The organism is Promicromonospora sp. NPDC060204 (assembly GCF_042728455.1).
Classification (GTDB): domain Bacteria; phylum Actinomycetota; class Actinomycetes; order Actinomycetales; family Cellulomonadaceae; genus Promicromonospora.
This window is the reverse complement of record NZ_JBHWZO010000210.1, coordinates 1-11,202: the sequence shown is the minus strand read 5'-3', so window position 1 is coordinate 11,202 and position 11,202 is coordinate 1. Positions and strand designations below refer to the sequence as shown.

Genomic DNA, 11,202 nt, shown 5'->3' with positions numbered 1-11,202 from the left:
CGGTGGGGTGGGGTCGGGTCGGGTCGCGGCGGGGGCGCCGGCGCCTCAGAGCCGGGCGCCCCGCCGGACGACGACGGGCGAGCCGTCCGCGACGAAGGCCGAGAACGGTGCGGCGGCGAGGCTCTCGGCGAACGGCCGGCCGTACACCTGCTCGACGTCCGGGGTGACCTCGCCGTCGTGCAGGTCGATCCTGTGCCGCATGGGCCGCGCGACGTACTTCTCGCCGTAGACGACGCGGGCGACGGTGGCCAGCGCCCACCGGGGCACTATCTCCTTGACGAAGACGACGCCGCGCCGCCAGCCGTCGTCCGCCCGGCGACGCACGTAGAACCGCAGGTTGATCTCGTCGAAGTCGCGGTGGAAGGGGACGGGGACGCCGAGCAGGCGGGTGTCGAGGAACTGGAAGGCGACCATGCTCACGAGGTGCCGGCCGTCCCAGGTGTCGAGCTCGACGCCGCGCGGCACGAGCGGGCGCAGGGCGTCCGGATCGATCTCGTAGCTGAGCATGAGCAGCCTGCGCCACTCGGCGGAGAGGAACAGGCCGGTCCGCGGTTCGGGGTGTGCGTTCTCCGAGGTCACGCGGAGGAACGTACCAAGGGGGAGCAGCGGGGTGGGGGAGAAGGCTCTATCCGCTGACTCAGCCGACGACGGACAGCGCCAGGGCGGCCAGGCCCACCGTGGGTACCGCGGCGACCAGGCCCCAGGCGGCGAAGCGGCCCCAGGGGACCGGGACCCCGAGCGCGACCACGCGCTGGTGCCACAGCAGCGTCGCCAGCGACGCCCACGGCGTGACCAGCGGGCCGAGGTTCACGCCGATCAGGAGAGCCATCAGCGTGACGGGGTCGCCCGCGGCGATCGGCTCCAGCACCAGGTAGGCGGGCAGGTTGTTGATGCCGTTGGCGGCCAGCGCCCCGAGCCCCGCGACGCGCAGCAGCTCGCCCGCGCCGTGGCCACTGCCGGTCACCGACGTCAGCAGGGCCGTGAGGCCGTGGGCGTGCGCCGTCTCGACCAGGACGAACAGCGACGCGGCGATCCCGAGGGCCTGCCACGGCACCAGCGCGGGCCGCAGGGCGCTCCGCCGTCGGACGAGGAACAGGACGGCGAGCACGACGGCGGCGGCCGTCGCGGGGACCCACACGTGCGGTGTGAGCGCAAGCAGCGGCAGCAGCACCAGGAGCACCAGGCCCGCGCCCCAGAACAGCACGGGGTCGGACGGGACGCGCTGCGGGGGAACCCGGTAGGTCGAGAACAGGACGCCCCGGTACCGGACCGTCAGGATCGCGACGGGCACCACGACGCCCACGAGGGCCGGCGCCCAGCTCAGCGCGAGGAACGCGGAGGGGTGGTCGCCCATCGCAGGTGCGGCGAGCAGGTTGGTCAGGTTGGAGACCGGCAGCAGCAGCGAGGCCGTGTTCGCCAGCCAGATGGTCGCCAGCGCGAACGGCAGCGGCGAGATCCCGATGCTCTGCGCGAGCAGCACGACGAGCGGCGTCAGGATGACCGCGGTGGTGTCGAGCGACAGGAACACGGTGCTGAGCACCGCCAGCAGCACCACCCAGACCCACAGCACGACCATCCGCCGCCGGCCCCAGCGGCCCAGCAGCTGCGCGAGCACCTCGAACACCGACGCGTCGCGCGCGAGCTCGGCGACGATCGTGATGGCCACCACGAAGCCGAGCACGGGCGCGGTGCGCGCGGCGACGGCGCGGGCGTCGGGCGCGGGCAGCAGGCCGCTCAGCACGCAGGCGGCCGCGAGGACGACCATCGCGAGAACGATCCACGTGCTCGGACGAGGTCGGGTGCGCGTGCCGTTCACGCGCTGAGCATACGGATCCGCAGGAGGGCGGCCGGACACGGGGGAGCAGGTCGCCCTCCTGCGGGCAGGAATCTGTCAGACGTCGTATCTCACTGCGTCAGGGTCGGTCGCTGCGTCAGGCTCTGTCACTGCGTGAGGTGTCACTGGGTCAGGGCGGTGGCCCGGCCCGAACGCTGGACCCCGGCCCACCACGTGTCGAAGTCGACGCCCCTCTCCTTCGCCAGCTCTTCGAGCCTGGCCTTGGTCGGGGGCTGGAAGAGCTTCGGCTTGATCTTGCGGTCGGCCGCGGCGTACTTCTGCTGGAGCTTCGCCTGCTGCGCGGCGTCTGCCTCCGCCTCGGCGAGCACCGCGGCGGTCGCGGCGACGCTCGCGCCGGTCAGCACGCCGCTGACCAGCGGCAGGTAGCCGTTGGCGTGCCCCAGGCGGTTGGGGTGGTAGGACTCCTGGACGGGGTTGGAGAAGCCGTTGATCCACTCCGTCGAGTCGCAGACGGCGTGGCCGGTGAACCGGCTGACCGGGTTGACGAACGTGAACCCCCTGGCGGAGGCGGCCGTCGAGAGGACCGAGTTGATGTGCACGACGGCGTTGTTGAGCGCCGTCTCGTCCTCCGGGCTGAAGAACGTCGCCAGGTTGCAGTCCTCGCCCATGAAGATCTTCGGGTACCCGACGACGACCACCTTCGCGCTCGGCGCCCTCGTCCTGATGGACGCGTAGAGCGTGTTGAGCCGGCCCGGAAGGGTGCCGGAGATGAACGAACGGGCGGCGGCGACCGTCCCGGCGCAGTCGCTGGCCCACGCCGGAAGGGCGCACTCGGTGAGCACGTCGGCGAATCCGGCGTCGTTGCCGCCCACCGAGATGGTGACGTACCTCGTGCCCGTGCCCAGTGCGCTGATCTGGGTGCTCGTCACGTCGGCCACGACCGCCCCCGAGCAGGCCCGGAAGTTGAGGCTGTAGCCCTTGGCCGCCGCGGTCAGGCTGGCGTAGGCGTAGGTGGAGCGCAGGCACTCGGTGCCGTCGTTGATGTAGGTCCTGGTGCCGGTGCCCGAGGAGTAGGAGTCGCCGAGGGCGACGTAGGACTCGCCGGCGGCGTACGACGGCAGGGCCGGCGTCGTCACCAGCCCGACAGTGACAAGACTTGTCGCCGCCAGGGCGGCGAGGACGCGGAAGAGACGTTGCTTCATGGGGCAGCTCCCCTAAGGGTCCGTCGAGCCACGCCAGTTGTGACTCGATCGCTACCTTTATAGGAGATTTCACCCGACCTACACAATGTCTGGCGCATGAATACTTCAAGTTGAAGTCAGTAGCGTGCCATCGCTTGACCCAACAGCGGGGTGGCCCGACCAGCGAGCTGACTCGGCGTCGCGGGGGTTAGTCGTATCGCCAGCCGCGTCGGAGGTTCGCGAAGATCATCGCCAGGGCCTCGCCGGGCGCGCTCTCGCGCGCCGCGATGTCCGGGCTCTCGAGGACGAGACGGGCCAGGGCGCGCACCGCGGCGTCCGCGGGTTCGTGGCGCTCGTCCGCGAGCACCGTGACCAGCGCGTCCTCGCAGTCGGTCCACTTCTTCCGGACGTGCGCGCGCAGCTGCGGGGTCGAGAAGATCAGCTCCAGGAGCCGCTTGCGCTCGCGGTCGTGGGTCTCGAAGGGCAGCCGGCTCGCCATGAACGTCTCGACGGCGCACAGCGGGTCGGTCCCCGCGGGGCGTTCCCGGACGGCGTCGACGAGGGCGGTGGCGCGGTCCTCGTCCTGCTCGAAGACGAGGGCGACCTTGCCGTCCGGGTAGTAGGTGAACAGCGTGGTCAGGGCCACGTTGGCGTCCTCGGCGATCTCGGCGACCGTCACGTCGTCGAACCCCCGCTCCAGGAACAGCTCGACGGCCGACTCGTGCAGGGCGTGGCGGGTCTGTGCTCGCTTGCGTGCGCGAAGTCCGGTTCCGGCTGCCATGCGCCCGATCCTAGACCGCGTCGCGTACCGAGTCCAATTCTGGTGCGACTCGAATTCTGTAGTGACTACGGAAATCCGTGCTAGCGTCCTACGAGTCACGACGGGTGACACCAGCGAGGAGGACGAGATGAGCAGGACTGCGATCGTCAACGCACGCGTGTTCGACGGCGAGGAGGTGATCGACGCCGGCGTGGTGGTGCTGGACGGGCCCCGGATCCTCCAGGTCGGGGGAGCGGTCCCGGACGGGACCGATGTCGTGGACGCCGCCGGGTCGACCCTGCTGCCCGGGCTCATCGACGCCCACGTGCACACCTCGGTCGAGGCGCTCGAGCTCGCCCTCACCTTCGGCGTCACGACCGAGCTGGAGATGCAGGGCATGTTCACGCGGCCGCGGCGGGGGCAGGTGACGGGCAACGACCGTGTCGCCGACGTCCGCTCCGCAGGGTTCGGCATCACGCCCCCCGGCGGTCACCCCAGCGAGCTGATGGGCGGCGACGGGCACGACGGCGACGGCGCCGGTGACGAGGAGGCTCCGTGGGAGGACACGGACGGTGAGGACGGCGGATCGTCCTGGTCGGACGTCGTGATGCCGTTCTCGACCACCCCGGAGGAGGCCGTCGCCTTCATCCCGCAGCTCCAGGCGGCGGGCTCCGACTACATCAAGTTCATGATCGACGACGGCTCGGTCGAGGGCGCCCCGGGACTCCCGCTGCTGAGCGACGCGACGATCGCGGCCGGCGTCGCGGAGGCGCACCGGCGCGGCCTGCTGACCGTCGCCCACACCCTCACGGTCGACGCGACCGCGTCGGCGGTCGCGGGCGGGATCGACGGCCTCGTCCACCTCTTCATGGACCGGCCGCACACGCCGGAGATCATCCGCTCCGTCGCCCGTTCGGGCGCCTTCGTCGTGCCCTGCGTGGTCCTGAACGCGTCGATGATGGGCACCCCGGCGACGGACCTCGCGGCGGACCCGCGCGTGAGCTCCCGGCTCGACGAGGCGTGGACCGCGACGCTCCGCAGCAGCTACGACAGGTATCCGCAGGGGAGCCTGGAGGACGTCCTCGCCTCGGTCAAGGCGCTCCACGACGCGGGCGTCGACCTTCTCGTCGGCACCGACGTGTCGTTCCCCCTGCCGGCGTTCGGCGGTATGGCGCACGGTGCGAGCGTCCACCACGAGCTGCAGCTCCTCGTCCGCGCCGGGCTCACCCCGCTGGAAGCGCTGCGCGCCGCCACCTCCACCCCGGCGCGACGGTTCGGCCTCACAGACCGCGGACGGATCCGCGAGTCGCTCCGCGGGGACCTCCTGCTCGTCGACGGCGACCCCACCGCGCGCATCTCCGACACCCTCAACATCCGGCAGGTCTGGCGGCGGGGCGTACCGCTTTTCGCGCCCCGCGCGGAGGACGCCGTGACCGACCAGGGGCCGCGTCGGCTCGCTGCGGGCGGCCGATGAGTCCTACCAGCCGATGCGTCCTACCGACCGACGAGTCCTGCCGGCCGCGCCCTCGGCTCCTGCCGGCGTCATCCGGTGGTCGCCGCCGCCGAAGGCGGCCAGCAGCGGGACGGAGAGCGAGCGCACCGCCGGCAGCGGGTCGTACGCGCCGACCAGGACGAGGCGGGCCCACAGCTCTGCGGTGACATCCGAGGAGATTCCCCAGACCCAGGCCACCTCCGGCAGGGCGCGGACGGTGTTGCGCACGGACCGAACCGCCTGGCTGTGCCCGAACAGGCCCGCGGGCACGCCGGGTACCTGGGCGGCAGCGGCCGCGAGGCCCGCCAGGAGGTCCTCGGCCTGGCTCCGACCGCGGCATCCTGGCTGGTCGCCCACGCGCGCACAACGAAGGTGTACTCCTCGGCGCGCTGTACATGGCCGGGCCTGCGACAGTGGTGGGAGCGCTGTTCGTCAGTGCAGTCCGGCAGTGCTGTTTCGGCAGCGCTGTTCGTCAGGGGGACGGTCCGCGACCGGCGGTGCCTTCGGGCGGAAGGAACGGCCATGCCAGAACCGGCAGTCGTGGCCCGCGGCATCGAACGACACTTCGGTGACAACCGGGCGGTGGCCGGCGTCGACCTCCGCGTCGAGGCGGGCGAGGTCTACGGGTTCCTGGGCCCCAACGGCGCCGGGAAGTCGACCCTTACCCGGGTGCTCTGCACGCTCCTGGCACCCACGCGAGGAACGGCTCAGGTCGCCGGGCACGACGTGGTCGACGACGCCACCGCCGTCCGGCTGCGCATCGGCGTGGCCCTGCAGGAGGCCGCGCTCGACGACAAGCAGACCGGCCTGGAGATGCTGCGCCTGCAAGGACGGTTCTACGGGCTGACCACGCGGGAGACCGCGCAGCGGGTCGCGGCGCTGCGCGAGCTCATCGACATCGGCGACGCCCTCGACGACCGGGTCGCGACCTACTCCGGGGGCATGAAGCGCCGCCTCGACGTGGCGCTCGCGCTGGTGCACAATCCGGAGGTCCTGTTCCTCGACGAGCCCACCACCGGGCTCGACCCGATCAGCCGCGCGGCCGTCTGGGCGGAGATCCGGCGGCTCAACCGGGACCTCGGCATGACCGTCTTCCTCACCACCCAGTACCTCGAGGAGGCCGACGCCCTGGCCGGCCGGGTCGGCATCATCAACCACGGCCTGATCGTCGCCGAGGGCACGCCCGAGGAGCTCAAGCGCACCATCGGGACCGACGTCGTGGTCGTGGACGTCGCCGACCGGCCCGGCTCGGCCCGCACCGCGTTGGCCGGCGTCGGCGGCATCCGGAGCATCGACGTCGACGCGCACCGGCTGATGATCTCCGTCGAGGACGGCGCCCAGGCCATCAGCCCGGTGGCGCTCGCGCTCGACCGCTCGGGCATCCGGGTCCGCGAGCTCGCGCTGCGGCGCCCCACGCTCGACGACGTGTTCTTCCGGGTCACCGGCGAGCGGATCGGTGACGACGACGAGACCGGGCGGCCATGAGGAAGGGATGGTCATGAGGAAGGAACGGCCATGAGCACCGAACCGCGAACCCAGGACGTCCGGCAGGAAACCGTCCACGGCCGCCCCGCCGGTTTCTGGCGAGACCTCTCGTCGGTCGCGATCCGGGCCCTGCGGCAGATCCCCCGGGAGCCGGAGGCGATCATCCCGGCGCTCGTCATCCCGCTCTTCTTCTTCGTCGTCAACGTCGGGGCGCTGTCCGACGTCGCCTCCATGGCCGGCATCGACGACTTCAAGGCGTTCCAGATCCCCGTCGCGATCGTCTTCGCGGTCACCGGCATCTCCCGGGCGAGCGCGCTGGTCACGGACATCACCGGCGGCTACTTCGACCGGCTCCTCCTCACGCCGATGCGCCGCACCTCGCTGCTGCTGGGCCTGATGGTGGCCGACCTCGTGCTGGTCGTCGCGCTGTCGGTCCCCGTGCTGGTGCTCGGGTTCGCGCTCGGCGTGCGGTTCGCCACGGGGGCTGCCGGCGTGCTCGCCTTCCTGGTGCTGGCCGGGTTCTGGGGTCTCGCCTTCACCGGGTTCCCCTACGCCATCGCGCTGCGCACCGGGAACCCCGCCGCCGTCAGCTCCAGCTTCCTGCTCTTCTTCCCGTTCGCGTTCCTGACGACGTCCTTCCTCCCGCTGGACGCGCTGACCGGGTGGCTGGCCACCATCGCGGTCTACAACCCGGTCACGTACCTGCTCGCGGCGCTGCGGTCACTGATCATGGACGGCTGGGACGGCACGGCGCTGTGGCAGGGGGCCGCGTCGATCGCCGCGGTCGCGCTGGTCAGCTTCACCGTCGCGTTCCGGGCGCTCGCGGGGCGCACGTCGCGCGCCTGACTCGCGCGGACCTACGGCTGCCCGATCCGCTCGCCGTCCACCCAGACCTCCAGGTCGGCGCTCTTCTCGGGCCAGAAGCAGACCAGCCCGGCAACTCCTGCCGCCTCGCGCAGCGGGGTCTCGTACCCCCAGACGGCGTCGTGGACCTTGAGGTCGCCCGCGGTCACGGACCAGTAGCGCGCCGTCCCCTTGTACGGGCAGTAGCTCACGGCGTCGGTCGGGGTCAGGAGGTCCATGCGGACGTCGACCCGCGGCAGGTAGTACCGGGGCACCAGCCCGGTCTCGGTCAGGACGACCGGCCGGTGCGACTCGGCGACGACCTCGCCGTCCAGCACCACCCGCACGTGGCGGCTGGAGTGCAGGGTGTCGACCCGCACGTACGGGCTGCGGGCATGGAAGTGGATCACCTCGTCCTCCTCGAGCCAGGTGTCCATGGCCGTCCAGGTCAGCGTGTACGCGCCGCGCATGTCTTCGGTCGGTGCCTCGGGATACCGCTGCGCGGCGCGCATCAGGACGCGGTCGCCGAGCACGACGTCGAACAGCTCGCTCGGCCCGAGCACGCGCGAGCGCTCACCCTCGCCCGCCGGGCGAAGCTCCGCCCGGACGTCCTCGGGCGCGAAGAAGTACCGGGGCGCGTACGAGTACTCCCACACCAGCAGGGGTGCGGCAGCGTCGGCGACCACCTCGCCCTCGCTCAGCGCACGGATCCGGGTCAGCCCCCGCTGGACCGTCCCGGGCTGGATCGCGAACGGGTTCTGCACGATGTCGGTCACTGCTCACCTCTCGTCGTCGGCCGCGCCCTCGCGATCGCGTACGAGCACGTCCGCGGGCACCTCACCCGGACGCCAACCCCGCGGACGGCGGGAATATTTCACCCGATATCGTCGGTCCCTGGCTTCCCTGGCTTCCCTCGCTTTCCGGGTGATCTTCGGGTGAACTCGGGCGCCACAGCCATCAGCGCCGTCCCGCGGGCTCTCCTCCCTGTCAGCGGCCGCGTCCGCGGTCGGGAGAGAGAGCACACGACCATGGACCACGACTGCGGATGCGGCGACGAGGCCACCGCTGAGTACCACCACGGGCACCACCACGGGCACCACGCCGCGCCCCTCACGTTCGACGCCGACGGCCAGCTCGTCGTCGGTCCCGTCATCCGGCCGGAGCTGCTCACCCGGCCGTGTCCCATCGGCACGCTCGACGGCTCGTGGCTCCTGGAGCTGGAGCGCCGCACGGTGTTCGGCCCGGAGGTGCGCGGTGCGATGCGCATCGAGGTCGGGGCTTCGTCGCTGCGCGTCTCGGGCGACATGTACTCCCGGCGGGTCTTCCCGCCCGTCCTCGAGCCTCGCCTTCCGATCCCGAGCCCGTTCCCGATCCCCGACCCGGGGCCCCTCGCGAGCGCCGTCGTCCGCGAGCCGGGAGCCGCCGTCCGGCCCGGCGCCGACGAACAGGACACCACGGGGATCGACCCGGGGATCCTGGCCGAGATCCCGTCGCTGAGCTTCCGCTGGTACCCCGCCTTTCCCGCGTCGGAGTACTCCTGGTACTTCCGGTCGAACGGCGCCACCTACGCCGGCGGCACGCTGACCGTGCAGATCGTGCGGCACCTGTGGAACCGCACCACGCAGGAGTTCGTCTCGACCGACACGGGCACCCTCACGCTGAGCTGCCGCCGGCCGCTCGTCGTGGCGACGGCCGCCACGGTCCTCGGCCCGTCGCAGCGCATGACGGGCACGCTGTCGATCGGCGGCACCGTCACCAACGTCGCGGCCCGCAAGACGTCGCCGATGTACCGCGGCTGCCGCATCGAGGTCGACGCCATGGTCAACCGCGTCTTCCCGGCGTCCGCCACGATCGGCTCGGGCGCGACCGCCACGGTGCGCTCGGTCTACGCGACCGCGGGCTGGGACGTCACGGTCGTCACGGACGAGATCAACGTGCCGGACGACGCCGACCTCACCAACGCCGAGCTCGCGACCCTCATGACGGGACACCGGCAGGCGGTCCCGGGCGAGGGGTGGCGGCTGTGGCTGTTCGTCGGCTCGTCGCAGGGCGGCCTGTTCGGGATCATGTTCGACGACGACACCGTGCCCCGCGAGGGCGCCGCCGGCTTCGCCGACGTACGGCTCGGCAACGACTCCGTCATCGCGGCCCCGGCGCGTGGACGCCCGCTCGACGAGGTGCCCGCCGCGTTCCTGCGCACCCTCGTGCACGAGGCCGGGCACGCGTTCAACCTGTGGCACCCCAAGCACGACGTGCACAACCCGGGCATCGGCATCGAGATCATGAACCAGACGGGCGACGTCATCGGCTTCGCCACCGTGGCCAACCCGTACCCGAACAACGCGGCGTTCGTGTTCTCGGACCACGACCGCACGTCGCTCATCCACTCGCCCGACCCGCAGGTGCGCCCGGGCTGGAAGAACTTCGGGTGGGGGCACGGCGACCTGTCGGCGGGGCTCCCGGCGCCGGTCGACGTCGCCGGGCTCGGCGGCGACACGAGCGACGAGGGCCTGGAGCTCACCGTCGCGATGCCCGCCCAGGCGTACGTCGGCGAGTACGTCACGGCCGAGGTCGCGCTGACCAACGTGTCGGACCAGCCGCGGACGGTCACGACCCTGATCAACCTGTCGGAGGGCGACCTCGTCTTCCTGCACACGCCGCCCGACCACTCGCTGCAGCACCTCGTCGACGTCGCGATCGGCTGCGGCCCACGCCCCACGGTCGTGCTGCAGCCGGGGGAGTCGGTCCGCAACCACGTCCAGGTGTTCTTCACGAACCAGGGCGTCACGTTCACGGAACCCGGCCGGCACACCGTCGCCGCGCAGCTCGAGGTGGACCCACTGACCACGGTGCGTTCCGCGCCCGTCACGGTCGATGTCCGGGGCCCGGCCACCGCCGCCGAGGTCGACATCAGCGCGAAGACCCTGACGCCCGGCGTCGGGCGGGCCATCGCCCTGGGCGACTTCGCCACCGACGCCTCGGCCCGGGCGGTCCTCACCGACCTCGCCGAGCAGCACAGCGACACCGACACCGGAGCCGTGGGGGCCCTCGTCCTCGCGAACTCGCTCACCCGCTCGTTCACGGACGTCCGCGCCCAGGACGTGCGGGCGGCGGCCCCGGACGAGGCGGCGCGCTTCCTCGACCTGGCGGTCTCCGGGCGGACGGCGGAGCGCGCGGCGGCGCTCGCGGTCACGGTCGCGAGCCCGACCGAGAAGAACGCCCCGGTCGTCGCCGACACGATCGCGGCGCTGAAGTCGCGGGCCAAGGGCGGTGCCCGCACGGCCGCGGGGAAGGACCTCGCCGCCGCGCAGCGCGTCGCGGCGGACTTCACCGAGCCCCAGGGCCGCTGACCGGGCGACACGTGAGCCGCGCGGGGGAAGGATCGACACGGGAAGGATCGACACCGTGACAGACACAGTTCAGGGCGGCGGCAAGGGCGGCGGCAGGGGCGGCGGCGGGCTGGAGCTGCGGCTCCGGCCCACCGCGGCCTCCGTCCCGCTCGACCGCATCGTGTTCGCGGACGTCGAGCTCGTCGCTACCGGCGGCCCCGTAACCGTCAGCGCCCGGCTGAATCTCGTCGAGGGCGACCTGGAGATCGAGGTCGCGGGTGCCGGGCGGGCGCCGGTACGGGCCACGTGGCCGTGGC

At 72.2% G+C, this 11,202-nt stretch carries 11 protein-coding genes; 5 read left to right on the top strand and 6 right to left on the bottom strand.

Translation table 11 applies throughout. The annotated features are described in order from the left end of the window. Positions 1-45 precede the first annotated feature (45 nt). The 4 genes from ACFWEJ_RS21880 to ACFWEJ_RS21865 form a co-directional block, all read right to left on the bottom strand. Positions 46-579 carry a DUF2071 domain-containing protein gene (locus ACFWEJ_RS21880; RefSeq protein ID WP_377231298.1) on the bottom strand — a complete coding sequence of 178 codons (534 nt, stop codon included), beginning with the start codon at positions 577-579 and terminating at the stop codon, positions 46-48. 58 nt (positions 580-637) lie between these two features. Next, positions 638-1,816, bottom strand: a complete 1,179-nt coding sequence (locus ACFWEJ_RS21875) for an SLC13 family permease (protein WP_377231297.1) — start codon at positions 1,814-1,816, stop codon at positions 638-640. A 140-nt stretch (positions 1,817-1,956) separates the two neighbouring features. Then, positions 1,957-2,997, bottom strand: a complete 1,041-nt coding sequence (locus tag ACFWEJ_RS21870; RefSeq protein WP_377231296.1) for an SGNH/GDSL hydrolase family protein — start codon at positions 2,995-2,997, stop codon at positions 1,957-1,959. 187 nt (positions 2,998-3,184) lie between these two features. Beyond that, a complete protein-coding gene (locus ACFWEJ_RS21865) occupies positions 3,185-3,757 on the bottom strand; it encodes a TetR/AcrR family transcriptional regulator (protein WP_377231295.1) in 573 nt (190 codons plus the stop codon). Positions 3,758-3,884: 127 nt separating this feature from the next. Between ACFWEJ_RS21865 and ACFWEJ_RS21860 the strand changes: the two genes are divergently transcribed. Then, positions 3,885-5,210: an amidohydrolase family protein gene (locus ACFWEJ_RS21860; protein ID WP_377231294.1), complete on the top strand. Its 1,326-nt coding sequence runs from the start codon at positions 3,885-3,887 to the stop codon at positions 5,208-5,210. A 3-nt stretch (positions 5,211-5,213) separates the two neighbouring features. Here the strand turns inward: ACFWEJ_RS21860 and ACFWEJ_RS21855 are convergent, their stop codons facing one another. Continuing rightward, on the bottom strand, positions 5,214-5,585 hold the full coding sequence (locus ACFWEJ_RS21855; protein WP_377231293.1) for a hypothetical protein: 372 nt from the start codon (positions 5,583-5,585) through the stop codon (positions 5,214-5,216). A gap of 165 nt (positions 5,586-5,750) precedes the next feature. Between ACFWEJ_RS21855 and ACFWEJ_RS21850 the strand changes: the two genes are divergently transcribed. Together ACFWEJ_RS21850 and ACFWEJ_RS21845 are read left to right on the top strand one after the other, a co-directional pair. Further along, positions 5,751-6,713 carry an ATP-binding cassette domain-containing protein gene (locus ACFWEJ_RS21850; protein ID WP_377231292.1) on the top strand — a complete coding sequence of 321 codons (963 nt, stop codon included), beginning with the start codon at positions 5,751-5,753 and terminating at the stop codon, positions 6,711-6,713. A gap of 30 nt (positions 6,714-6,743) precedes the next feature. Then, positions 6,744-7,559, top strand: a complete 816-nt coding sequence (locus tag ACFWEJ_RS21845) for an ABC transporter permease (protein WP_377231291.1) — start codon at positions 6,744-6,746, stop codon at positions 7,557-7,559. Between the two features lie 11 nt (positions 7,560-7,570). On the opposite strand, the gene ACFWEJ_RS21840 is transcribed toward ACFWEJ_RS21845, so the two are convergent. Next, positions 7,571-8,332 (bottom strand): DUF427 domain-containing protein, encoded by a 762-nt coding sequence (locus ACFWEJ_RS21840; protein ID WP_377231290.1) that lies wholly within the window; start codon positions 8,330-8,332, stop codon positions 7,571-7,573. A gap of 252 nt (positions 8,333-8,584) precedes the next feature. On the opposite strand from ACFWEJ_RS21840, the gene ACFWEJ_RS21835 reads away from it, so the two are divergent. Together ACFWEJ_RS21835 and ACFWEJ_RS21830 are read left to right on the top strand one after the other, a co-directional pair. Beyond that, complete coding sequence (locus tag ACFWEJ_RS21835; protein WP_377231289.1) at positions 8,585-10,906, top strand: hypothetical protein; 2,322 nt, start codon at positions 8,585-8,587, stop codon at positions 10,904-10,906. Positions 10,907-10,961: 55 nt separating this feature from the next. Further along, a partial coding sequence (locus ACFWEJ_RS21830; protein ID WP_377231288.1) for a hypothetical protein occupies positions 10,962-11,202 on the top strand: 241 nt, incomplete at its 3' end.